Genomic DNA, 23,694 nt, shown 5'->3' on the forward strand with positions numbered 1-23,694 from the left:
CGTCAAGGCCTGAAAAGGCTCTGGCGATCTTTGCCGTCTCGTCCTAAAACTCCCCCGAAAATCATCGACCCGATTGGAGACGGCTGTGGACGTTCAGGAAGTCAGGAAGCTCGACGCGTATCTCAAACGCGTGTTCAGCAATCCCAAGATCCGCGTGGTGCCGCGGCCCAAGAAGGACGACTCGGCCGAGGTCTATATCGGCGAGGAGTTCATCGGCGTGTTGTTCGTCGACGACGAGGACGATGATCGCTCGTTCCAGTTCCAGATGGCCATCCTGGAAGAAGATCTGGGTGAGCAGGGCTGAACGGCCGCTCGCTGCCACCGGCGCCGGCGCATGATCGCTTGCGCCGGCGGGCATTGGCGCGCGGCTCGACCGATCCCGCAAGCCCGGGCTCCGCGATGGCGAACAAACCGGCTGCCGGGGCCAGGGCACACGACTCAAGCGCCGCTTGAGACCAGCGGCGGCGCGATCAGCGACAGGCCGGCGAGCAGCAACAGTGCCAACACCGCCTTGCGGAACATCTCGTTGTCGATGGTTCCGTACAGCCTGAAGCCGCTCCACAATCCGGCGAGCAGAAACGGCAGGCCCAGGCCGTACAATTTGACGGTTTCCAGCGTGACGGCGCCGGTGACGCCCATCGAAATCGAGATCACGACAAAGGCGGCGAACAGCACCGGCTGGAACACCGCGCGCTGCACGTCTTTCGTCCAGCCGCGCCATTGGCAGGAAATGGTCGAGACGATGCCGCCAAGCCCGGTGAGACCGCCGACCAGCCCGTTGACGAGGCCGATGGCGATGTCAGCCATGATACCGATCTTCATCGGCTTGAATGCCGGTCGCGCAAGACTGTAGATCGCGTAAAGCGCCAGCAAGGTGCCGACGCCAAATCGCAAATGGACGGGACTGAGGTAGGTGAGCAAGACCACCCCGGTCGGGATGCCAATCGTCGTGCCGAGGCATAACGGCCAGATGGCGCGCCAGTTCAGCGCCTGACGCAATTTCAGGATGCCGTAACCCTGTGTCAGCAGGCCGTAGCCCGCGATCAACGCTGCGGTCTGGACCGGCGTGATGATGTGCAGCCACACACCGGACACGACGAGCCCCATCGCAAACCCCGAAAAGCCGCTGACGAACCCGCCGGCAAAGGCGGCGACGGCAAAAAGAACGAGTCCCATCTCATCCATCGGTCGCTCCTCAAAAAGCGAGGTGACGCACACTTGGATGGAGGGTCCATCTGATGGGGAGGATGCGGATCCCCGCACTTGCTGATTTGGCAGTTACCGGCGGATTGCCGGCTTGGCTATTTCGCCTCTCCGTAGGTGATTTGATCGAACAGCGTCACACTGTCGGCCTTGGTCCAGAGCCCGACTTTGCCCGCATCGCCGAACGTGGAATCCTCCACCTCGAACAATTGCTTGCCGTTGAAAGATACGATGAAGCGCGAGGCCTTGAAGTCGATGCGCAGCGTGTGCCAGGTGTTGGACGGCACCTTGATATCGACTCCGTAGCCTCCCTTTCGGCCGACAATGTCGAGCGGGCTTCGAACGCCGTTCACCGTCTTGTAGAGAACGACATTGTCCTCAAGTGCGTTGGCGCGGGTCACGTAATAGTTGTTCGCGTCCTTCGCCCGCCAAACAATGCCGGCGGCGCGGTCCTGGGAGCCCGCGACAGCCTTGAACCCGACCTCGACAAAGCCGTCGCTGATGCTGGTGTTGTCCTTCAACAGCAGCGGGTAGGTGGCGCGGCCGGACTGCTTGAGCACCTTCGATTTCGACGGCGCCGTCGCATCGTTTTCGACCGTCCATTTTGCGTCGCCCGACCCCGTGACGGCGGCAGTCCAACCCTCAGGCGCAACGCCGATCCGGGTACTCTCAAAACCGATTGCGGATCTCGACATGTCACTCACTCCCAGGAGAAGCAGCGTAGCTGCGGCAATAGCCATGCGTCGTTGGAGATGGGACATTTCCAGGCCTCCTAGAGACGACGATTCCGCTGTGCGGATGTCGTCGTGTAATGCGAACTGAGCAGGCGCTGATCATTCGAAAAGCCCGGGCTCTTGAACGGGAGACACCGCCGGCTCGGGAAGTTGTTCGGATCCCGTGATTCCCATTGCGCGTAGCGCTATGAGGAATCCCTGCCGGACCTCCTCTCTGTTCCGGTGATAGACGGCGACCAGCGATTCATCGGCGCAATCGTCCCGGCCGGGCTGGGTTGGCCCGGACCAATCCTGCCACTGGCCGGCGACGCGTTCGTCTGAACTTGCGGGGGCAGGATCGATATCCGGCGAGGTCCGCGAAGACGCCGACCGCAAGGCAAATTGGCTGGAAGGAATTGCTGGCTTGCTTTCGTCCATGTGCACATGCCCTCGACAAATCGAGCGTTGCACAGTCTTGGACCGAAGCCTCAAGGGGAGACCGCATTTCCCCTAAGGAAATTTTAGTCCAGCGAGGCGGCAAACGCAACATGCGTCGACCGGTGCCGCCATGGATGCTTCGCGAAAACTGTCATCCGCCGGTGCCTTGCACCGACCAGGCGGCGCAGAGGCGGCTATCCCTTCGCGCTGTGCATCTGTGCGGAGAGGCGGTTCATCGCGGTGGCGATGTCGCGCCATTGCGCAAGCCAGCCGCGCGGAAAGCGGAAGGTCAGGTCGGCGCCCTCGATGCGCTGCTCACTCAGGCACATGCCCGGCGTCGACGTGTCGCGCGTGCAGCGCGCGATCAATTGCGGCTCGGTCGCGGTGAACAGGTCCTCGCCGCCGTAGGGCGTGCCGTCACGGAATGCGCGCGCCGTTAGGCCGTCATCGGTATTTGCGCGTTCGTCGAGATAGCGCGGATAGATCGTGCGCACGCGCATGTCCGGCGCTAGTGAATCGTGATGCGCCGCGATCGACACGAAGATCCTGTCGATCGGCTGCACCTTGTCCTCGACCGTCTCGGCGCTGTAATGCTTCGGCGCGGCGGGTGCCTGCAGCGACGGGTAGAGGAAGCTCAAATCGACGCGCTCCTGCGGCCCGGAATGGCGCTGGATCTTCATGCGCACCGCCATGGTCGGGACGTTGAACAGCGTGCCGCCGACGCTCACCGGCAACCGCGACGGATCGCTCGACGGGACGGTCGTATAGGTCGGCCACAACAGATAGGCGACGAGCGCAATCGCGCCGGCCGCAATGACCGCCGAGGCGATGATCGGAACGAGATGCGCGCGCGGATTGCGGCGGGTGTCGCGGGCGAGATGCTGGGCCGTCGAGAGGAGCGTCATGAGCGAGGTTGAGAGCAGGCCGGGAGTGGCCGAATCATCTGCCGAATATGCCACGCGGCGAAGAATTTCCGTACGATTCCAATGGAATCCCTGATCGAATGGCCATGCGCAAACGCCGCGCCGGGCGCCCCGGTTAACCTTTTCTTAAGGATGATGTGGCGGCGGGCCGGCAATTCTGCGAAGCAGGAGCGAGTGCCCTGTTGCGTAGCGGAAGTTCCGATGTCGCCCGATACCTTGAATTCGCTGTTCTCGCTCGTCATCGGCTTTGCGTTCGCGGGCGCGCTGGCCAGCGGCTATCAGGCGATGGCGGAGCGCCCGGCCGGCTTCGGCCTGCTGCAGGAAGGCGTGGCGCCGAAGACCTTCGCCGCGGTCCCGTTTCTGGTCTTCGCCGCACCGTTCATCATCATGCGCAACACGCTGCGCGGTGCGCGCATCGAGCGCCGCCGCTTCGAGTTCGTGATGATGGCGACCGTCATCTCCGGCTTCTGGAGCCTGATGTCGGGCACCTTCTTCGTGATGACGCTGCGCGCCGCCGGCGTGATCGGGTGATCCGATCATGATCCGCGCCGGATCATGACGGCACTTGCTTGAAACCAAGTCGTCCGCTGTGCCAAGGTCACCTTGATCCAAGGAGACCTTCATGGCGATCTACGAACTCGACGGGCAGGGGCCCGATCTTCCCGCCGACGGCAGCTACTTCATCGCCGACAATGCCGTCGTGATCGGCAAGGTGCGCCTCAAATCCGCGGCGAGCGTCTGGTTCGGCGCCGTGCTGCGCGGCGACAATGAGTGGATCGAGATCGGCGAGGGCTCCAACGTCCAGGACAATTCGACCCTGCATGTCGACCCCGGCTTTCCGCTGACCATCGGCAACAACGTCACGATCGGCCACAATGCGATCGTGCACGGCTGCACGCTGGAAGACGGCGTGCTGATCGGCATGGGATCGATCGTGATGAACGGCGCGCGGATCCGGCGCGGCAGTGTCGTCGGCGCCGGCTCCGTCATCACCGAGGGCAAGGAGTTTCCGGAAAACTCCCTGATCATCGGCGCGCCCGCGCGCGTGGTGCGCACGCTTGACGCCGCGCAGGCGGAGGCATTGTCGCGGCCGGCGAAGTCCTATGCGATCCGGGGCCCGCAATACAAAGCCGGGCTGAAGAAGATCGGCTAACCCCTCAGCGCTTGCGGCCCTGCTTGCGAGCGCCCTTTGCTGTTGCGGGGCGTGGCTTTGCCGCCTGCTGCAGTCCTGCTGCTTCCTGAAGTCTTGCGCTCTTGCGCAGCGCATCCTTCAGGTCGATCGGAATACCGTGCTTCTTGAGGAGGTCGGCGAAAGCCTCGTCCGCGAGCTCCTGTAAGGTCGCCATCCGGTCGCGGCCAAGCTGCTTCAGCTTGTCGGCGGTATCGTCGTCGAACTCGATCAGCTTGCGCAAATTGCATTGCTCCCAAACTGTATTGCCCCAACGCCTGTGGGAACCGGCGTTTTGCGGACCAGTTGATGTCCGCAAGGGAGAATTGGCATGCGCAAATTATCCGTCACCACAGCAGTCGCGACAATCGCCATTCTGCTGACACCCGCTGTTACCGTTGCCCAAGGCACCGGTAGCGGCACCGGTAGCGGCACCGGGAGCACCAGCCCCTCGTCCGCCAGCCCGACATCGCCGCAAGCCACATCTCCGCCGCCCGGCACCAACAGCGCCGGCACCGCGCAATCCTCCGGCCGGCTGAACGGCGGGGAGGGCGTCACCACCGGCGCGGCGTCGAGCGAAAGCTTCGACAAGGCGATCGCCGACGAGAACAGGGAAGTCGATCGCCGGACGAAAGGCATCTGCCGCGGCTGTTAACTTTTGACGGCTGGGCCTTGATGAACGCGGGTCGCGCAGAAGTGAGCGTGACATGACCGCGCGGTCGAAGCCGCGATCCTAGATTGGGTTAGCATGCGCGGGACGCGGCGGAGGAGGCTTGGAAAGAAAAGCCTTGGACAGAGGAGTGACGGGTGATGTTGCGTAAAACGATGATTGCCTTGCTGGCGACGGCCACGGTCGGCCTGTTCACGGTCGACGCCGCGTCAGCGCGAGGTGGCTTCGGCGGCGGCGGCTTTCACGGCGGTGGTGGCTTCCACGGTGGTGGCGGCTTTGGCGGCTTCCACGGTGGCGGCGGCGCTTTCCGCGCCATGGGCGCGGGCGGTGGCTTCCGCTCGGCCGGGATCGGCGGCGGCTGGGCTGGCGGCGGTTGGCACGGAGGTGGCTGGCACGGCGGTGGTTGGCATCGGCGCGGCTGGGGCTATCCGTTCGCGGCAGCCGCGATCGGGTTCGGCCTCGGCTATGGCGCCTACGATTACTATGACGGCTACTACGGCAACCCGTACTACGCCGGTTACGGCTACGACGACGGGTATGGTTACGGCTATGGGTATGGTGACGGCGGCTGTTACGTCGTGCGCCGTCGCATGCTGACGCCGTATGGCTGGCAAGTCCGGCCGGTGCAGGTTTGCAACTGAGCCATCTGCTGACGCATGGCCGGTCCATCGGATCGCCATGCTGATGATCTTGGAATGATTGGCACGGCCCCGGTGTCCTGACGCCGGGGCCGTCGCGCACTGGTACGCAGCTTGCAACACTGTGCAGCAGTCTGCGCGTGAACGTGTCGCGAAAACCAATGATCCGGTTGCGATCGGAGCCGGGCCTCAGAGGATATCGGAGATGCTGACCATTCCTGATCTGACATTGCTGTTCATGGTTGTTGTTTCGGGCCTCGCCATCGCATTCGTCTACATGCTCCACGAGCTCGAGCCGAAGCTCGCGCGGCTGCGGCAGCGCGCCAATCGCGTCATGCGCGACCGCACCAAGTAGGCGGCAATGCTGTTCGCTGCGGCTTCAGCCGTAGCGATGTTGCGCGCGCAGAGCCATCGGCCGGGCACGCCACATGACGTCCGGAGTTCACTGGGCGTTGCGGGCAATCCTGCCAGCGGGATTCATCGCCCCAAAAAAACAAGGCCGTCGACGTAGTATACCGTCAACGACCTTGCCAGCCCCGGATATTGAAATCGGCTCACGCCATCCGGTGATTTAAGGATGACTCGGATTCGAAGTCGGATATGTGAACCAGTTCACAAAGTCAGGATTAATTCACGGTAACGGGCACTCATGCGAGCTGTCCTCGGCAGGCCGGGCGCCTGCAAGTTCCACCTTAGCTGCTGATCTTGCTCCGGATTTGGCGCATTTTGATGGCCGGTCTGGTGACCGGGCGATCGGCATCCTCGGTCGTCAACCGCGCGATCTGTGGCGCTTGCGGTTGGCGCTCCGGGTGGCCTTCGACCGCTTGCGCGGCTCGGGCTCGGCGGCCGGCTCATTGGCCTGCGCGCTCGCGAGCGACTGGCGCAGGCCCTCGACCTGTTCGGTCAGTGCGGCGACCTGGTCGGAGAGCTTCTTGGCGTCGGCCTGTTGCGCGGCGACCTGCTTGCGCATGGTCAGCAGCTGGTCCTGCACTTCCTGCAACTGGTCGATGGATTCCTGCTGGGTCACCTCCATGCCCTTGGTCTTTTCCACCAGGGCCTCGGAGACCTGCGCGGTCCGCGCCTGCAATTGACGGGCGGCGATCATCCGATCGGTCTCCGGCACGGCGCCGCTGAAGGCACGCCACAGCGCGATCGAGCCGATCCCGAACAGCACGAGCACCAGCGCGACGGCGCCGATCGCGATCGGCTGCACGCCGATCAGGCTGCCAGCTTGCGAATTCCGGGGGGCAAGTTCGACCATGCGACCAGAACCGGACATCAATTGAAAGATTTCGAATAGCACAACCGCGACGCGGGCAAAACCCCCGGGAATTCAAGCAGGTGGCGCGGGGAGTGCAAAATTTGCCGCACCTGTGCCCCAAAACGGGACTGTCCGGCGCGTCCGTGCCTCAGCCCGTCGGCGCGATCAGGCCGACACTCATGTCCTTCGCCAGATAGACGCAATTGCCGTCGGCGAGCACGCGGCCGTCGGCGATACCGAGTACCAGCCGGCCGCGCCGGACCTGGCGCATGTCGACTTCGTAGCGCACGAGCCTGACCTCCGGCGTGATGTGGCCCCTGAATTTGACCTCGCCGACCCCGAGCGCGCGGCCCTTGCCCGGCGAGCCCGACCAGCCGAGCCAGAAGCCGATGATCTGCCACATGGCGTCGAGCCCGAGGCAGCCGGGCATCACGGGATCGCCGGCAAAGTGGCAGGCGAAGAACCAGTGGCCCGGTGCAATGTCGAGTTCAGCGGCGACATGGCCCTTGCCGAAGGCGCCGCCGTCGAGGCCGATGTCGGTGATGCGGTCCATCATCAGCATCGGTGGCGCCGGCAGCTGTGCGTTGCCGGGACCGAAATAGCCGCCGGCGCTCGAGCGCAGCAGATCCTGCTTGCTGTAGGACGATTGCGGCGTGTGAAAGTCGTGCGGGTTGAACAAGATGGCCACCGACCTTGGGGTTACGGTTGAACGTTAGGAGCGGCTGCGCCGCGTGGCTTTCGGCTTCACGGGCGAGGGCTTGGCCGGCAGGCGCAGCGCCGCGGCCATGAAGGCCCAGATGTCGTCGGTGAGCCTTGCCGGATCCGGCCGCCGGTCGGCCGTGAGCGCACCGATCAGCGCCTGGCGGATGCCGCCGATCATCAGCGCGATGGTGAGGTAAGGGTCGAGGTCACCGGGGATGATCCCGTCGCGCTGCGCCGCGGCGAGCATCCGCGCCCCGGCCGCGAGCTGCCTTGCGGTGAAGGCGGTCTCGACATCCAGCACCTCGGGCGCCCGGCTCAGCGGTCCGATCACGAGCGGGGCAAACGGATGCTCGTAGTGAAACGCGACATAGGCGCCGATGCGCGCCTTCTCCCGGCCCGCCCAGTCTGCCGCCGGCAGCTTGGCACCACTGAAGGCCGCTTGATCGAGCCGCTCGTAAAACGCCTCGACGACGGCGGCGATCAGGCCGGCCTTCGATCCGAAATGGTGATAGGCGAGCCCGACCGAGGCCGACGCCCGTCTTGCGACGGCTTGCATCTCGAGATGCCCGAGCCCCTCGATCAGCTCGTCCTGGGCGGCGGCGAGTAGCCTGTCCCGCGTTCCCTGGTTGGCAACGGTCATTGGTCATCCCGCAACTGAATTGAATTCAATTCAATAGCCCCGATGCTACGATGTCAAGCATGGCGGCGGGAAGCCGGGCGACGGGACGGAAAGGCAGGGGATGGCATTCGCGATCAAGGCCGAGATCTCCGATCCGCGGGCGGTGGCTTTCGTCTTCCAAGCGCAGAAGACCATGTATGGCGGAAAGCTGATCGTCGCGGGCGACATCGTGTTCGTCTTCGCGAGCGAGAACGAGGGCGGCAAGGGCCTGATCGCCCGCGCGATCGTCACCTCGCCCGAGGCAGTGCCGCGCAAGGCGGGCATCGCCCGGCAAACCCCGCGAGTCAGCATCGCGGTCAGGCGTGTTGCACTGGCGAAGCGGCCGCTCGGACGTGACACGCTCAAGCGCTTCAAGGCCTGGGACGACGGCCGGCCCGAGACCGAGCTCAACTTCAAATTCTATCGCCAGGCCACCAACAAGATCGTCGGCATCACGGACAGGACGGCGGCGTTCCTCGATCGCTTCTTCTGATCGGCCGCCGTACCCCGCAAAAGGTTGCGGCCAGGCTTTGGGGGAAGCCTGGCCGCGCGCGAACCGGTCTGGGACGGGGAGGGGTGGGGATGTGACCGGGTCGCGAACTCGATTCCTTGTTGCCGCTCAGCGCGAGCTTGCGGTTGAAACTGCGGGGCGGCTGTCGCCGAGCGAGACCCACACATTGGGATCGCTCTGCGATTGCCGCTTGACGAAGCGGTAGCCGGTCTCCGTCCAGGCGACGATGCTCTCGTTCTGATTGTCGAGCACGAACTCGCCCTTGTCGGTCTTCACCGTCAGCACCGCGTGGCCTTCGCCCTTCTTGTCGCGGACCACCGTGATCAACAGCGCCTCGCGCGGCCAGCCGGCGTCCATCAGCATCTTGCGCTTCAGGAGCACGTAGTCCTCGCAGTCGCCGTAGCCGTCCGATGGCAACGACCATTTCTCGATCACGCCCCAATGATCCATGTCGGTCATCGGCTTGATGGATTCGTTGACCCACTTGTTGACCCGCACGAGGTCGCGCCAAGCGGTCTGCGACAGCACGATGTCGCGCGGTTGCGTCTTGCCGCCGCGGCACTCGGCGGGATTGTCGGTACAGAATTCGACCCAGCCGATCGGCGAACGCGCAACGTCACCGAGGCTGGCGTAGACCACGTCGCCGGCCTTGGCCGACACGCACGTCGCAAACAGAATGGCGGCAACCGCCAAACCTTTCCCCTGTCCCCTGAACCCAAACATCGTAGCCCCCGTTCTTCTTGTTGGGACCACGTTTCGCACAAAGCTTTTGCGCCGCCGCTAAGTACGCAAAGTAGATTTGACGCGAATACTGGTAAAAGCTGCGGCGAATTCGATCTGTACTTGAATCGAATTCGCGTAAAATTTGAAACAACTGCAATTGATTCAAATTTTATGCATTAACGCGGCAAGCGTTGTGCCGGCGCGGTTTGTTGCGCCAAACGGCGCCGCCGTTAACCGCCGAATTCACCGGGCCAAACGCAGCGAAGGCGGCCACCGGTGCACCGGAGGCCGCCTTCGCGGGCTGAAAACGGGGGTGTTGAGCGGTTTTTCGCTTTACCTCGCGGTAACGCTCTCTTCGAGGGTTTCCGCGGACTGCTCGTGGACGAACTCGAGCGCGAAGCCTTCCTCGAGATTTCGCACCACGCGAGCCTGCACCCGGCCGAGCATCACCAGCGACTTCAGCGGCGGGCGGTTCTCGGCGGCGATCGCAGCGCCGGACAACGAAAGGTCGATGATGCGGCAGGTCATCCGCGTGCCGTCTTCCTGGGTGAGCAGGGCGATCGGGTTGCGCGGCACGATACGGTCGTGGCGGCGATCCTCGGGCAGATTGAGGATGTCGCGGTTGGCGAGCCAGGTCAGCTGGGCGGCGAGCTTGTCGCGCTTGCGCGCGGTGGCGCCGATCGTCATCGCAAAGCCGTTGTCGATGATGCGGGTGATGCGGCCCTCGACCCGGCCGATATGGTCGAGATAGGCGATCACGCGGTCGCCGACATTGCCGATGCCGGGCGCCAGCAGAGCGAGGCCGCCCGGGGACATGTTGATAATCTGGCAGGGAAACTCGCGCCGGTCGGGCAGCATGTAGCGGCCGAGCAGGTGCACCTTGACGCGCTGGAAGCGGCGCCGCTCCTCGGCTGCGGGGACGACGTTAGTTTTCTTCTGTGCAAACGACATCACGACAAACCCGGCCACCGTCCATTCGGAGCCCCGACGACCCTAAGACTGATAGGGTTAACGGGACGTTACGGTTGTGAAAGGGAACCCGGACACGGAGCGAGAGAGAAGCAGGCGAAGCTCACGTGCACCGTACCGAGGACATTAGCCTCACTCAGATGCCGCATCCGGTTCTCCGAACCATCGCGCGGCGGCTCGGGCAGTCTCCTCCAGATCCGGCGCGATGTCTGTGGCCCAGGCCACAACCCCGTCGGGACGCACCAGCAATGCGCGCAAGCCCAGCCGATCGCCGGCGTCGCTTGCGACGTAGCTGATCCGGCCGCGCCAGCGATCGGCAAACGCTCGCAAGGCAGAGCGCGCCTCGAAGTCGAGCAGCAGGCCGCGTCCGTCTCTCAGCAATTGGCCGAGCCTCATCCCGCAGGCGAGCGCGAAGTCGGGCACGCTGCGGCCCATCAGCGGATGGCCGGCGCCGAGATCGTAGCGCAGCGACACGCCCCATACGCGTTCGGCAAAATACGTCGCGCCGTCCGGCGTCGCGATCAGGTCGCGGATGATGGCTTCGAGCGCACGCGAGCTGCGGCTCGGCCGCATCAGCGCGACCTGGGCGCGCGACCAGTCGAGGATCTGCGCGCCCACCGGATGGCGCTCACGCGAGTAGCTGTCGAGCAGGTCCACCGGCGCATCGCCACGGATCGTGGCCGCGAGCTTCCAGCCGAGATTCATCGCATCGCCAAGTCCGAGGTTGAGCCCCTGGCCGCCCAGCGGAGAATGGATGTGCGCGGCATCGCCGGCGAGCAGCACGCGTCCCCTCCGATACGCCGGCGCCTGACAGGCGCGATCGGTCCAGGTGGTGGCGAGCTGGAGCGCCGTCAATGTGACATCGGTGCCGGAGATGCGGCGCAGCACCGCCTGCACATGCTCGCGCGTGATCTCTTGGGTGCGATGCAAGGCGCCGCCGTCGAAATCGACCATCGCGATGGTGCCGGGACGTGCATGCGTATACATGCCCGTCGGCGTGTAGTTACGGCCCGGGCGGAGCTTGTCCGGATCTGATATCTCGACCTCGACCGAATAGCCGGTGAACTCGGGATCGGTGCCGACAAATTCAAAGCCGCCGGCCTTGCGCACGATGCTGCGGCCGCCGTCGCAACCAGCCAGCCAGCGTCCACGGAACGTCTCGGTGCCGGCGCGAACGGTGACGCCGTCATCCGACTGTTCGAACGCCTCGACGCCGAGGCCGCGTTTGATCTCGACGCCCATTGCGACCGCGCGCGCGGATAGCACAGATTCAAGCTGCTCCATGTCGACCGCCATGCTGGTGCCGGCCGGACCCGGCAGCCGATACGGCCATCGCGAGGTGTCGATATCGTCGTGATAAAACTGGATGCCGGCGAAATGGCCGGCCGGGCGGCGCGGCTGTTGTATCCAAGGCGCTGCGGTCGCTGCGTCTTCTTTCGCACGCTGTCGCGCCGCGATCTCGTCCAGCATCCCGCGACGCTGGAGGGCTTCGATGGTGGGCGCCGAGAGGCCGCGCATGCCGAACGGCAGCCGCTTCAATGGCGAGCGCGGGTCCGCGGCCTGCTCCAGCACCAGCACCGAGCATCCGGCGAGCCGCAGCTCGCAGGCAAGCATCAGGCCGACGGGGCCGGCACCGGCAATCACGACATCATGGGGAAGGGGATGGTGGTTGTGCATGACCTGCTCCTTTGTCGATGTTCGACCGGAGCGGTTCGTCGGGTTGAGAACCACACGGACGAACAATGGACGCTTCGATGGCGTCCGGTGTTCGTCGTGGGGATCTCATGCACGCGGCAGGAGACCAGAGCTTTCGCTTCGTTTGCGAAAGGACTTGGGCTTACCAAACCAAGTCTGCCTTTTCCGACAGGGGCGATATAGCGGCGTCGCGGCAGATCCGCAATGACGATCTGTGCATGCGGGTTACGGGAACAACGCGCGGCCGTGAGGTGCGACCGCATCAGCGTTATCAGGGCCGTCGACGCGGCGCGCACCGGGGCGCGGCGCAAGATTGTCCGGCGTCTTGATGTTGCGCGCGAGGCCCGCGGCCTCGAACGCCCTGATCAGCCACCAGCCGAGATCGATCTGGCCCGGCAGCAGGCCGAGCTTGGCGGAGCCGGGATAGGCGTGGTGGTTGTTGTGCCAGCTCTCGCCCATGCTGATCAGCCCGGCGATGCCGACATTGTAGCCCTGGGCCGCGACGCCTTCGATGACCCAAGTCTGTCCACCCTGGCGATGCGAGTAGTGACCGATCAGCCAGTGACCGGTGACGCAGACCGCGACCCGGACGCAGATGCCCCAGACCAGCCAGCTCCACGAGCCCATCGCAAAGAAGAGCATCGCCCAGGGCAGTTGCTGCCACATCCAGCTGCGCTCGACGAAGGCATAGAAGCGATCGTCGGCAAGCCGCGGTTCGAGCTGGAATACCGGCGGGTGCTTCAGCACCAGGATGCAGTGCAGCTGCCACCAGGCATCGCGCCAGAAGCCGGCAGCATGGCGGGAGTAGGCGTGGCACGCCGCCTGGCGTTGCGCCCAGTCGCGGAAATCATGCAGCCGCACCATGCCGTAGGGGCCGGCCATTCCGACCAGCGTGCCGAGATAGACGCAGAGCCGCTCGAGCCACAGCGGACAATCGAAGCTCGCATGGATCAGGCGGCGATGCATGCCGACCGAATGACCGAAGCACAGCGTGATCGCGCTGGTCGCGATGAACAGCGCGAACGCACTCCACGAGAACAGCAGCGGCCCGAACACGATCGCGACCGCGGTCATGCCGCCGAGCCACAGCGACTTCGCCGGTGCCCATTGCACGCGCCCGTCCAGCGGGTCGGTGCGCTCGTCCGCGAAGATGCGTTCGGACCCGGGTTGCAGCTTCATTCCGTAACCTGAAATTGTGCCGAAGGTTGGGATGAAGCGGCCGTTGCTGTCAATCCACCGCGCACGCCCATCGTGTCGCAGTCCGCATTGGCATCTCCGGCCGCTTCGCCTAGCCTGCCGTGACTTAGTCAGCTCATGGGGCGGAGACGTTCGATCATGCGACTGAAATTCTGGCTCGCGCTCGTCGCGGCGATCCTCGCCGGAACCGGCATGGCATCTGCCGCCGAAATGCGGGTCACGTTGCTCGGCACGGGCACGCCGACACCGCGGCTCTCCAGCTTCAGCGCTTCGACGCTGGTGGAGGCGGGGCCCGAGAAGCTGATCTTCGATCTGGGACGCGGCTCGACGATCCGCTTGTTCCAGAAGAAAATCCCGATCGGCGCGATCACGGCGCACTTCATTACTCATCTGCATTCGGACCACATCGTCGGCCTTCCCGACATGTGGCTGACCGGATGGATCGGCACGCCATACGGCTCACGTAAGACTCCGATGGTGATCTTCGGGCCGAAGGGCACCGTGGCGATGACCGAAAATCTCACCAAGGCGTTCGCCGAGGACATCCGCATCCGGATCGATGACGAGAACTATCCGCCTGCAGGCGTCGCGTTCGCGGCCAAGGACATCGAACCGGGCCCGGTCTACGAGAACAATGGCGTCAAGGTCACCGCGATCGAGGTCAATCACGGCGAGAAGATCAAGCCGTCGTTCGGCTACGTCGTCGAATATGACGGCAAGAAGCTGGTGCAGTCGGGCGATACCAAGCCGGACGAGCGGATCGCGAAGGCGGCCGAGGGCGCCGACCTCCTGATCCACGAGGTCGCGGTCATCGATCCCGACCTGTTCAAGGCCTAGCCGAACTATCGGGCGATCGAGAACCATCACACCTCGCCGGAGGAGGCCGGCAAGATCTTCGCGCAGGCGAGGCCAAAGCTTGCGGTCTATTCGCACATCGTGTTCGCAAGCCAGCCGCCGACGCAGGACGTGCCCGAGGATGCGCTCTTGAGGCGGACGCGCGCGACCTATCAGGGACCGCTGGTGATCGGGCACGACCTGATGTCGTTCGTGATCTCGGACAAGGTCGAAGCCTTCGCGCCCGACGGCACCGCGATGAAGTGACGATCGCTGTGTGAACGCGATGCGGCGGGCTTGGCTTCTTACTTGGCTTCGGCGTCCATGGCCGGCTCGGCCGGCACCGCGGGTGGCTCAACCGTCACGGCCTTCAGCACTTTGCGCCTCGCCGCACGGATCTCGAGCTGCAAAGGCGGCTGATAGGACCCGGCTGGCGGCTCGAACATGAAGGCATGGTGCCCATCGCCCTTGTTGAGCTTGAGAAGATCCTTGCGGAACTGATCGGCGACGACTTCGCCAACATGATCGCCGTTGAAGTAGATGTCGATCGTGACCCGTTTGTCGGGGTGCCGGTCGTACAGCGCCCAGCCGGCGATCCTGTTCTCGTTGAAGACGTCGACATGGCCGGTGACCTCGCCTGACAGGCTCTCGATGCCGGCCTCGATCACCTCGAGGTCGCTCCTGTAGATCGATCGCGTGACGTCGAAGCTGAAATGCGCGGTGTCGACACATTGGTCGAGCAGGTTCTGCCGGTGCTCTTTCATGCGTTGCAGCGTGTCCAGCTCGCCGAGCTTGACGTACATACCAACGATGCCTTCGATACCAGGATTCATGGTGTCGTTCTCCGCAATACTGCAAGCCTATTCGCCGTTAGATGCCTTCACAATCAATGGTCCTTTGCGATGCTTCGTTTGCGGAAAACCTTCCCGTCAAGACTTGAAGCGCCTCGTCCCGCCAATGTCTGTCATGACGGCCTTCATGACAGGCGTTCATGACATCCCGATCGTCCTGACCTAAAGTCGGTGCGGCCGAACCCGGCCCAATGACAAGGACAGGGAGAGCGAACCGATGGAGCAGATCCGCGTCTGCACGCATGACGGACCTGGAGCCAAGCCCGTAATCCGGACCGTGCCATGGCCGGAAGTCGGCAAAAAGGCGGCCTTGATCAAGGTCGGCGCCTGCGGTGTTTGCGGAACCGACCTGCACATCCTGAAGGGACATTGGCCGAAGCCGCTGCCATGGCCGTTCACGCTGGGCCACGAGATCGGCGGCGTGATCGTCGAATGCGGCCCGGAGTTCACCGAAGACTTCATGAGCAAGCCGCTAACGGTGGGATCGAAGGTGATGATCCCGCCCTTGATGCCGTGCGGCCGCTGCTATTACTGCATCCATTATCCCGAGAGCGCCAACAAGTGCCTGACGCCGGTTTACTACGGCCGTTATCTCGGCTTCGACAAGGCGCCGCACATGTGGGGCGGCTGGGCCGAATACGTCTATGTCGATCTCGACATGCTGCCCGGCACCAAGATCTACAAATTGCCCGACGACATGTCGTTGCGGCTCGGCGCGCTCTCGGAACCGTTGACCTCCTGCATCCGCGCCTTCAACCGCGCCACCCGCGCCGGCGGCTTCAGCTGGGGCGACACCGTGGTGATCCAGGGCTCCGGGCCGATCGGCATCCTTGCGGTCGCGGCCGCGCAGGAGATGGGGGCAGGGCGCGTGATCTGCGTCGGCGCGCCGGAGGCGCCGCGGCTGGCGCTGGCGCGCAAGTTCGGCGCCGAGGCGACCGTCGATATCGAGCAGCTGAAGACGCCGGAAGAGCGCATCAAGGCGGTGCGCGATATCGTCGGCGGTTTCGGCGCCGACCTCGTGATGGACTGCTCGGGCCATCCGACCGCCGGCCCCGAGGGCATCGAGATGCTGCGCGACGGCGGCACCTATGTCGAGATGGGGCAGTTCACCGATGCCGGCTCGATCGACACGTCGTGGCACCGCATCTGCACCAAGGACCTCAACGTGCTCGGCTCCTGGGGCTTTACCGGCAATGATTTGCCGCTTGGCGTCGACATGCTCTACCGCACGCGCAACGAATATCCCTGGCTCGACATGCAGACGATCTATCCGTTCACCGAGGACGGCGTCGCGCAGGCGGTGGCGGACGCGATGGCGATGAAGACGGTGAAGTCGACCATCGTGCCGTGGCCGGAGCTGATAGGCTGATGCAGGCATCGCTATTCCTGTTGCAGTGCTCCCAAAGAGTGTGGGCCAGGGTGCCGCCGGGGGGCGGCCTGATATCGCTCGCCGGGACCGCGGCCCGGCGCTAACATCCGCGCATGCAATCGAACCGTGTGCCGCCGAGCGCAACGTTTGCGTGGGGAAACCTGTCCGAGGACTTCGCGCTGTTCAGGACGCTCAGCGCCGAGCAGCGGCTGATCGCCTTTGGCGCGATGACCCGGCGCGACCTAGTGCGTGGCGAGCTGCTGGTCGAGCAGGGCGGTGCCTCGGACTCGTTGTTCCTGGTGCTGCACGGCGCGCTCGCGGTGCACCGGACCGATCATCCCGAGCCGATCGCGGAGCTTCGCGCCGGCGAGCTGGTCGGCGAGATCGGCTTCTTCGCCAACATCCCGCGCACGGCGAATGTGATCGCGATCCGCGATACCAGCGTGCTGGTGCTGACGCGGGCGGCCTATGCGAAGCTTGTGCAGGAAGCGCCCGGCATCGTCGAGGCGCTGCTCGCGGCGCTCGCACAGCGGTTTGCCATCCAGACCGCGCGCCTGCTGCCCGTCCGGGCGTCACCGAAGGCACGCACCGTCGCGCTGATTGCGGGCGGACGGGAGCCGGTGCCGCCTGCCTTCGAACAGCGGTTGCGCCAAAGCCTTGCCGCCGCGGGCGCCGAGATCGTCGATCTCGCGCGCGTGCAGGCCATGTTTCCCGGCCGTGCACTGGATTCATCCGAGGTCGCCGACTGGCTCAACCGGATCGAATACGACGCGCCGTTGGTGGTCTATTTCGGCGGTCGCGAGGCATCGGAATGGGCGCGCAAGACCATTCGCCAGGCCGACCTCGTCGTGTTCGCCTGCCGCGGCCACGCGCCGGCGCCTGATCTCACCGAGATCGAAAGCTTCGCCTGCACCGTGCATCCCGCGTCGGCGCGGCGCCTGGTTCGTGTTCACGACATCAGGCAGCACGAGGTCAGCGGCACTGCGGCCTGGCTGGCGCGGCTGCCGTGCTTCATGCACCACCAGGTAGCGCTCGAGGACCAGCTCGATATCGAGAGCCTGGTGCGCTTCCTGTGCGGCCGCGCCGTCGGGTTCGTCGCGGGGGGCGGCGGCAGCCTCGGCACCGCGCATGTCGGGGTCTACAAGGCGTTCCGCGAGCGCGGCGCGATGTTCGACATCTTCGTCGGCACCAGCGTCGGTTCGGCGATGGCGGCGGGCTTTGCCAAGAATTACGACGCCGAGCATCTCGAGCGCGGCACCCATGAGATCTTCGTCTCCAGCCGCAGCTTCCGGCGCCCGACCTGGCCGCGCTACGCGTTGCTCGACCACAAGGCGTTCGACCGGGCGCTCGCCGATCAGTACGGCGACACCTGCCGGATCGAGGATTGCTGGCGGCCGTTCGCGGCGGTCGCGACCAATTTGTCGACGCACAGTCTCGAATTGATCCGCACCGGCCTGCTCTGGCAGGCAGTGCGCGCATCGAGCGCCATCCCCGGCCTGCTGCCGCCGTTCTATACCAGAGACGGCTCGATGCTGGTCGACGGATGCCTCGTCGACAACGTTCCGCTGGCGCAAATGCAGCAGCTGAAGAGCGGTCCCAATCTGGTGGTGCATTTCGGCGAGCCGGCGACCGAGATGTTCGACGTCGACTATGCCGCGTTGCCCGGTCGCCTTGAACTGCTGGCAACCATGCTGCTGCCGTTCGGCAGGAAAGCGCTTCCCGCCGCGCCGAGCGCCGTCAACGTGCTGTGGCGAAGCCTCGTCGCGCATCAGCGCTACGATACGCTGCCGACCACGCCGCTCGACTTCGTGATGCGCCCGCCAACGCCTGTTGGCATCGACGTGACCGATTTCGACCGCCATCAGGAAATCTTCGAATCCTCGTACCGGTGGGCGCAAGAGACCATCGCGGTCTCGGAGGCGGCGCATCATCCGGCCATTGCAGCCATCGTCGCGTCGGCCATCGCCGCGGACAAGAGTGCGGATCAGACGACGACGGTGACCGCGCCCGTGACCCAGCAGGCTCGCGTCGGTTGAGCCGCTTGCAGGCGGCGGCGAAGTCGACCATCGTGCCGCACTGAAATCCGGAGACGACAATGCCTTTCGATTTGATTCTGCGCGGCGGACGGGTGATCGACCCGTCGCAAAAGCTCGATGCGGTGACGGATGTCGCCTTTGCCGGCGGCAAAGTCGCCGCGGTCGGCCGGGAGCTGAAAGCCGATCCGGCGACCGACGTCCGCGACGTCTCCGGGCTGATCGTCTCGCCGGGCATCATCGACCTGCACACCCATGTCTATTGGGGCGGCACCTCGCTCGGCATCGACGCGGAGGAATTCTGCCGCAACTCCGGCGTCACCACCTCGGTCGACACCGGCAGCGCCGGCCCCGGCAATTTCGCCGGTTTCCGCAAGCACGTGATCGAGCCGAGCCAGGTTCGCATCCTCGCCTATCTGCATGTCTCGCATGCCGGCATCTTCGGCTTCTCCGACCGCGTGATGGTCGGCGAGAGCGAGGAGCTGCGGCTGATGAACCCGGTCGATGCGGCGCGCGTGGCGGACGAGAATCGCGACCTGATCGTCGGCATCAAGGTGCGGGTCGGACTGTTCGCCTCGGGCACCTCGGGACTGGTGCCGCTCGAGATCGCGCTCGATGTCGCGGAACAGGTCGGCATGCCCCTGATGGCGCATATCGACCATCCGCCGCCGAGCTACGAGGAGGTGCTGGCGCGCCTGCGCCTGGGCGACGTGCTGACCCATGCGTTCCGCCCGTTCCCCAACACGCCGGCGACCGCGCAGGGCACGGTGAAGAAGGTGGTGCTGGAGGCGCGTGAGCGCGGCGTGCTGTTCGACATCGGCCATGGCAAGGGCTCGTTCGCCTTCAAGACCGCACGCGCGATGCTCGCCAACGGCTTCTATCCGGACACCATCTCGTCCGACATCCATCAGCTCTGCATCGACGGGCCGGCCTTCGATCAGGTGACGACGATGTCGAAATTCCTCTGCATGGGGATGTCGCTGCCGGACGTGATCGCTGCGTCCACAGTCAATGCCGCGATGGCGCTGCGTCGGCCGGAACTCGGCAGCCTCAAGCCCGGCAGCGCCGGCGACGCCACGATGCTCTCGATCAGGGAAGGGCAGTTCGACTATGTCGACGTGGTCGGCGAGCACCTGACGGGCGATCGCAAGTTCATATCCGAAGGCGTCGTGATCGGCGGACGCTGGTGGCATCCGAAGTAAGGCGCGTACTTACAGGATCCGCGTCCGCTCCCTTGCCAAATTTCAACTAGATCAGCGAATGCAAAGCCATGACCGCGGCCTCGCGGCTCTCCACCGGAACGAAGAAGCTGACCGAATGCGATGACAGGACATACTTGTCGGCTATGATTCCGTGACGTTGCAGAATCTGGACCGCCTTGTATGGCAGGTCCGAGGAAATGCCGCCGAAGCAAGTGAGGCTCACCGAACTCAGCGTCTCGCGCTGTTTGCGCAGGCCTTTGCTCTGTTCCAGTGTGCGCAGCAACGCGTCGAGTGTCTCCGAATCGCAGGTCATCATGATGCGGGTTTTTTCGGCGGTGAAAGCCGAGGCGAGCAGTTGCGGCCACGGCAAGCCATTTTGCTTCAGATGCTGCGCGAACTTCTCAAAGCCTTGATTGAGGTCCGCCGAATCGATTTCCACATGCTCGATACGAGCCATCGAGTTGACGGCCAGGACTTTTCCGTTCTCCATGTCCGCGACCTCCTTCATCACTTGCGTGCTGTGTCGCGCGCCGCCCCATTGTCTCAGGACCAAAGGCACGTTTTGGCTGTGGGCCAGCTCCACGCTGCGAAAGTGCAGGACTTTGGCGCCCCAGAAGCACATTTCGGCCAGCGATGCGAAATCCAGCTGACGCAGGGGTTTTGCGTTCGCCACAATGCGCGGGTCAGCCGAGCAAACTCCGTCGACTTCCTTGATGATCTCGCAGCACTCCGCCTTGAGCGCCGCGGCCATGGCGACCGCGGTGGTATCGCTGCCGCCCCGGCCAAGCGTCGTGATTTCCTTGGTCAGCGGGTTCACGCCCTGAAAGCCCGCCAAAACCACGATGCGTCCACGATCGAGCTCTTCGCGCACGCGAATCGGCCGCACATCCAGAATGCGTGCGGAGGAATGGGACCCGTCGGTCATGACACCGGCCTGACTCCCAGTAAAGCTGATCGCCGGCACGCCGAGATCGGACAGCGCCATGCTCATCAAGGACATGCTGATGCGCTCGCCGGTGGTCAACAGCATATCGAGTTCGCGGCGATTGGGATGCGGGCTGACCCGATAGGCCATGCTGACGAGTTCATCGGTGGTCTTGCCCATCGCTGAAACGATCGCCACGACACGATGGCCGCGGCCATGCAGATCGGCGACACTGCTCGCGGCCGCGCGGATTTTTGCCGGTGTTTCGAGACAGGCGCCGCCGTATTTTTGCACGATGATGGGATTGCTAGGCATTCTTGCCCGCATCGTGTTGGAAGGCGCAGCTGAACCCGATCAGATCGTTCTCCCCTTCGACGCTTTTGCGGTCTTTGACCGTTTCGCCACGACCCGCACAGCGCCCCGGTTGCGCTTCTTGGTATCCTCTTCCACGTGCTGAGCTTTCGTCCCGCCGCGGTGAGCGGCGTATTCCTTGCCGTCGATCGGCGCGACATGCGGTGGATCGCGATCGAGATACGGTCGCCCGATTCCAAAATCCGGTCCACGCGCATCGATCCATTTCCAAAGCGCCTCGGTGGAGACCCAGCGCTCCGCCCGCGTCGCGCCTTTGACGCTCACGATATCGGCGGCAAGCCCGTGGCCATAGCCGCCACGGAAGCTCCCGCCATGGTATGACTTGTCGGACGCCGCTTTCAGGCCGCTCGCGATCGATTGACGGTAGTCATCGCGGAACGCGCTGGTGATGCCGGGCGACAACCCGGCCTGCTCCGCCGCGTAAAGCGCGTGAAACAGCTTGAGTTTGAAGCTCCGATCCACCCCTCCGATCACGTAGTCGATCATCGGCATGCCCATTCTTTCCGCCGCCTTCGGATCCTTCCACGTGAAATCGTTGTCGACGCGCCGGGTGAACGTCCTGGTGACGGTCACCGTCTTGCGCTTCTTCTTGACGGTCACTTTCCGCTGCTCTTGTACGCTGATGGTGTCTTGTTTGGGCGTCCGTTCGTAGAGCGCCCACAGGTAGCGATCGATGCAGACATCGACGACGAGGCACTCCTCGAAAATATCGAGGGGTTTCGCGGCCTCCTCGGTGTCACCAGACACTGGAGGCGGGCTTGCCGTCGCCGCCTGCACCGGCGATGTTTCGGCCGGCAGCGTCTGCGACGCATCCGGCAACGCGGCCACGACGATTGACTTCGGTCCGCTCGAGGCCGCCGTCGCATCAGGGGCCGCCGCCGGCGCCGATTCAACCGCCATCGCCGCATCGGCGGTAGCGACAGCGTTAACCATGACGCCTGCCTGCGGGGTGGCCATCGTGTCGGACGCCGGGCCCGTTACGGGCTCTGCAGCCATCGCTGCTTCAGCATTCACTTTGGTGACGTTGTCGACCGCAGTGGCCTGTCGCGCATCAGCCGGTTCGGCGTTGGCGGTGAGAGATGGTGCGAGGTCCTCGATGGACACTGCGCTGCTGTTCCCGATGCCGGCAGAGCCAGCAAGCCAGGCAAGCAGCCAACCTGCGAGAACGACGGTCCCGCACATTTCCGGAGTCGCAATTCGCCGCGGGTTCATCACCCCGTAGCCTCCAAAGGCTCGATCCGAGCCCCGTTGCACCGCCCAGCACGCGACGGCATCGATCATTCGGATCAAAATGGAAACGCGCAATGGGCGGATACCGTTAACGCTACGCTTTTCCAGAAAGTGTTGCCCGACCGCAACGCGCGGCTGCGCGCAACCTGGCGTGGCGATAGCCGAATCTTGATGAGTCCGCGCCCTAGTCGGCAACGATCGGCCCGAACGGTTCCCACCGTTCGCCGCTGAAGCGCATCATGCGAAACTGCTTGATCACACGATAGTCGGTGCGGCTGGTGCTGATGGCGAGGCCGGGCAGCAGCAGGTCGAGCTTGACGTTCGCAAGGCTCGCGGCCTGGCGCATGACGTTGTCACGGGAGACATCGTCGCCGCATTGTTGCAGCACGTGCACCAGGAGCTCGGCCGCGCTATAGCCATAGACAGTGAACAGGCTCTTCCTGTCGCCATCCGGATAGTACGAGTCCATGAACGCGCGCCATTTCTTCATGCCCGCATCGTCAGCCCAGGTCGGGTCCGCGGCCTCCTTGAACGAGCTCGCCGAGATCAGCCCCTTGGCATTTTCGATTCCCGCCGGCACCAGCACCGCGTCGATCGAGGACGAGCCGACGCCGAGCAGATGGAGCGGCCGCCAGCCAAGCTCGGCCGCCCTGCGGATCGCCTGGGCGGCGAATTTCGGTGCAGCCATGTCGATCAGCACATCGACCGCGGCGGCCTTGAGCCGGACCACCTGCGTATCGATGGTCGGGTCGGTCGCGTCATAGGCAGCTTCGGATACCAGCATGGCCGGTGCTTGCGCGCCGAGCGCGTCCTTCAGCCCCGCGAGATATTCCTTGCCGCTTTCGTCATTCTGGTAGAGCAGGCCGATCCTGGCGTTCGGATGATTGTCGAGGATGAATCGCACATAGACGCGGATCTCGGTCCGCAGGTTCGGCGCGAATCCCATGGTCCAGGGAAAGCTGATCGGATCCTCGAAGCGCGTGGCACGCCCGCCCGCGAACAGCTGGGGGATATGGCGGTCGTTGAGATATTTCTGTACGGCGATGTTTGAAGCGTTGCCGACGCCCTGGAATGTGAACAGCACCTCGTCGCGCTCGACGAGCTTGCGAACCTGCTCGACCGTCTTGGCCGGCGTTGCCGCATCGTCATAGGAGATCAGGTTGATCCGGCGGCCGTTGATGCCGCCGCCGTCGTTGATCATCCGGAAATAGGCGGCCTGCACCTTGCCGATGACGGAGAACGCCGATGCCGGGCCGCTATAGGGCATCGTCTGTCCGATCCTGATCTCGGTATCGCCGGCGCCGGGATCGTATTTGCGCTCGTCGGCGAGCAGGTCGGCGGCAGCAAACAGACCGAGGCTGACGATCGCAATTCCGATTGCCGGTCTGCATCGGCTCTTAAGCATTGCG

At 64.4% G+C, this 23,694-nt stretch carries 26 protein-coding genes; 11 read left to right on the top strand and 15 right to left on the bottom strand.

Annotation, left to right across the window (positions count from 1 at the left end):
• Positions 1-85: 85 nt before the first annotated feature.
• Complete coding sequence (locus tag XH92_RS19205; RefSeq protein WP_050406403.1) at positions 86-304, top strand: DUF3126 family protein; 219 nt, start codon at positions 86-88, stop codon at positions 302-304.
• Positions 305-438: 134 nt separating this feature from the next.
• Here the strand turns inward: XH92_RS19205 and XH92_RS19210 are convergent, their stop codons facing one another.
• From XH92_RS19210 to XH92_RS19220, 3 genes are all read right to left on the bottom strand, one after another.
• Positions 439-1,185, bottom strand: coding sequence for a sulfite exporter TauE/SafE family protein (locus XH92_RS19210; RefSeq protein WP_194460587.1), 747 nt, complete (start codon positions 1,183-1,185; stop codon positions 439-441).
• A gap of 116 nt (positions 1,186-1,301) precedes the next feature.
• Positions 1,302-1,898, bottom strand: coding sequence for a family 16 glycoside hydrolase (locus XH92_RS19215; RefSeq protein WP_194460588.1), 597 nt, complete (start codon positions 1,896-1,898; stop codon positions 1,302-1,304).
• A 650-nt stretch (positions 1,899-2,548) separates the two neighbouring features.
• Complete coding sequence (locus XH92_RS19220) at positions 2,549-3,259, bottom strand: hypothetical protein (protein WP_194460589.1); 711 nt, start codon at positions 3,257-3,259, stop codon at positions 2,549-2,551.
• A gap of 219 nt (positions 3,260-3,478) precedes the next feature.
• On the opposite strand from XH92_RS19220, the gene XH92_RS19225 reads away from it, so the two are divergent.
• A complete protein-coding gene (locus XH92_RS19225; protein WP_194460590.1) occupies positions 3,479-3,808 on the top strand; it encodes a hypothetical protein in 330 nt (109 codons plus the stop codon).
• 91 nt (positions 3,809-3,899) lie between these two features.
• A complete protein-coding gene (locus tag XH92_RS19230) occupies positions 3,900-4,430 on the top strand; it encodes a gamma carbonic anhydrase family protein (RefSeq protein WP_092115174.1) in 531 nt (176 codons plus the stop codon).
• 4 nt (positions 4,431-4,434) lie between these two features.
• On the opposite strand, the gene XH92_RS19235 is transcribed toward XH92_RS19230, so the two are convergent.
• The gene (locus XH92_RS19235) at positions 4,435-4,689 is read right to left on the bottom strand and encodes a hypothetical protein (protein WP_194460591.1); all 255 of its coding nucleotides are present in this window, start codon (positions 4,687-4,689) and stop codon (positions 4,435-4,437) included.
• An 87-nt stretch (positions 4,690-4,776) separates the two neighbouring features.
• Here XH92_RS19235 and XH92_RS19240 point away from each other — a divergent pair, with 87 nt between their 5' ends.
• From XH92_RS19240 to XH92_RS19250, 3 genes are all read left to right on the top strand, one after another.
• Complete coding sequence (locus XH92_RS19240; protein ID WP_194461729.1) at positions 4,777-5,100, top strand: hypothetical protein; 324 nt, start codon at positions 4,777-4,779, stop codon at positions 5,098-5,100.
• 155 nt (positions 5,101-5,255) lie between these two features.
• Positions 5,256-5,756: a hypothetical protein gene (locus XH92_RS19245; protein WP_194460592.1), complete on the top strand. Its 501-nt coding sequence runs from the start codon at positions 5,256-5,258 to the stop codon at positions 5,754-5,756.
• A gap of 202 nt (positions 5,757-5,958) precedes the next feature.
• Complete coding sequence (locus tag XH92_RS19250) at positions 5,959-6,108, top strand: hypothetical protein (RefSeq protein WP_194460593.1); 150 nt, start codon at positions 5,959-5,961, stop codon at positions 6,106-6,108.
• A 414-nt stretch (positions 6,109-6,522) separates the two neighbouring features.
• On the opposite strand, the gene XH92_RS19255 is transcribed toward XH92_RS19250, so the two are convergent.
• From XH92_RS19255 to XH92_RS19265, 3 genes are all read right to left on the bottom strand, one after another.
• Positions 6,523-7,014, bottom strand: coding sequence for a hypothetical protein (locus XH92_RS19255; RefSeq protein WP_194460594.1), 492 nt, complete (start codon positions 7,012-7,014; stop codon positions 6,523-6,525).
• A gap of 148 nt (positions 7,015-7,162) precedes the next feature.
• Positions 7,163-7,693 (bottom strand): bifunctional 3-hydroxydecanoyl-ACP dehydratase/trans-2-decenoyl-ACP isomerase, encoded by a 531-nt coding sequence (gene fabA / locus XH92_RS19260; RefSeq protein ID WP_194460595.1) that lies wholly within the window; start codon positions 7,691-7,693, stop codon positions 7,163-7,165.
• 33 nt (positions 7,694-7,726) lie between these two features.
• A complete protein-coding gene (locus tag XH92_RS19265; protein WP_194460596.1) occupies positions 7,727-8,356 on the bottom strand; it encodes a TetR/AcrR family transcriptional regulator in 630 nt (209 codons plus the stop codon).
• A 100-nt stretch (positions 8,357-8,456) separates the two neighbouring features.
• Here XH92_RS19265 and XH92_RS19270 point away from each other — a divergent pair, with 100 nt between their 5' ends.
• A complete protein-coding gene (locus tag XH92_RS19270) occupies positions 8,457-8,867 on the top strand; it encodes a hypothetical protein (RefSeq protein WP_194460597.1) in 411 nt (136 codons plus the stop codon).
• A gap of 126 nt (positions 8,868-8,993) precedes the next feature.
• Here the strand turns inward: XH92_RS19270 and XH92_RS19275 are convergent, their stop codons facing one another.
• The 4 genes from XH92_RS19275 to XH92_RS19290 all read right to left on the bottom strand — a co-directional run bounded on the left by XH92_RS19275 (position 8,994) and on the right by XH92_RS19290 (position 13,451).
• Positions 8,994-9,608, bottom strand: coding sequence for a transglutaminase-like cysteine peptidase (locus XH92_RS19275; RefSeq protein WP_194460599.1), 615 nt, complete (start codon positions 9,606-9,608; stop codon positions 8,994-8,996).
• A 333-nt stretch (positions 9,609-9,941) separates the two neighbouring features.
• Positions 9,942-10,559 carry a PilZ domain-containing protein gene (locus tag XH92_RS19280; protein ID WP_194461329.1) on the bottom strand — a complete coding sequence of 206 codons (618 nt, stop codon included), beginning with the start codon at positions 10,557-10,559 and terminating at the stop codon, positions 9,942-9,944.
• A gap of 150 nt (positions 10,560-10,709) precedes the next feature.
• Complete coding sequence (locus tag XH92_RS19285; protein WP_194460600.1) at positions 10,710-12,254, bottom strand: FAD-dependent monooxygenase; 1,545 nt, start codon at positions 12,252-12,254, stop codon at positions 10,710-10,712.
• Positions 12,255-12,497: 243 nt separating this feature from the next.
• The gene (locus XH92_RS19290) at positions 12,498-13,451 is read right to left on the bottom strand and encodes an acyl-CoA desaturase (protein ID WP_194460601.1); all 954 of its coding nucleotides are present in this window, start codon (positions 13,449-13,451) and stop codon (positions 12,498-12,500) included.
• Positions 13,452-13,607: 156 nt separating this feature from the next.
• Here XH92_RS19290 and XH92_RS19295 point away from each other — a divergent pair, with 156 nt between their 5' ends.
• Entirely contained in the window at positions 13,608-14,306 is a 699-nt protein-coding gene (locus XH92_RS19295; protein ID WP_246788488.1) for an MBL fold metallo-hydrolase, read from the top strand.
• A gap of 302 nt (positions 14,307-14,608) precedes the next feature.
• Here XH92_RS19295 and XH92_RS19300 read toward each other — a convergent pair whose 3' ends face one another.
• A complete protein-coding gene (locus tag XH92_RS19300; RefSeq protein WP_194460602.1) occupies positions 14,609-15,136 on the bottom strand; it encodes a hypothetical protein in 528 nt (175 codons plus the stop codon).
• Between the two features lie 235 nt (positions 15,137-15,371).
• Between XH92_RS19300 and XH92_RS19305 the strand changes: the two genes are divergently transcribed.
• From XH92_RS19305 to XH92_RS19315, 3 genes are all read left to right on the top strand, one after another.
• Positions 15,372-16,523, top strand: coding sequence for a zinc-binding dehydrogenase (locus tag XH92_RS19305; protein WP_194460603.1), 1,152 nt, complete (start codon positions 15,372-15,374; stop codon positions 16,521-16,523).
• Positions 16,524-16,636: 113 nt separating this feature from the next.
• Entirely contained in the window at positions 16,637-18,559 is a 1,923-nt protein-coding gene (locus XH92_RS19310; protein WP_194460604.1) for a cyclic nucleotide-binding and patatin-like phospholipase domain-containing protein, read from the top strand.
• Between the two features lie 59 nt (positions 18,560-18,618).
• Positions 18,619-19,758, top strand: coding sequence for an amidohydrolase/deacetylase family metallohydrolase (locus tag XH92_RS19315; protein ID WP_194460605.1), 1,140 nt, complete (start codon positions 18,619-18,621; stop codon positions 19,756-19,758).
• Positions 19,759-19,804: 46 nt separating this feature from the next.
• On the opposite strand, the gene XH92_RS19320 is transcribed toward XH92_RS19315, so the two are convergent.
• From XH92_RS19320 to XH92_RS19330, 3 genes are all read right to left on the bottom strand, one after another.
• Entirely contained in the window at positions 19,805-20,998 is a 1,194-nt protein-coding gene (locus XH92_RS19320; protein ID WP_194460606.1) for an aspartate kinase, read from the bottom strand.
• A gap of 39 nt (positions 20,999-21,037) precedes the next feature.
• Positions 21,038-22,336, bottom strand: coding sequence for a peptidase M15 (locus XH92_RS43100; protein WP_246788489.1), 1,299 nt, complete (start codon positions 22,334-22,336; stop codon positions 21,038-21,040).
• Between the two features lie 133 nt (positions 22,337-22,469).
• Positions 22,470-23,690 carry an ABC transporter substrate-binding protein gene (locus tag XH92_RS19330; RefSeq protein ID WP_371818053.1) on the bottom strand — a complete coding sequence of 407 codons (1,221 nt, stop codon included), beginning with the start codon at positions 23,688-23,690 and terminating at the stop codon, positions 22,470-22,472.
• Positions 23,691-23,694 lie beyond the last annotated feature (4 nt).

This window comes from Bradyrhizobium sp. CCBAU 53421, assembly GCF_015291625.1.
Classification (GTDB): Bacteria; Pseudomonadota; Alphaproteobacteria; order Rhizobiales; family Xanthobacteraceae; genus Bradyrhizobium.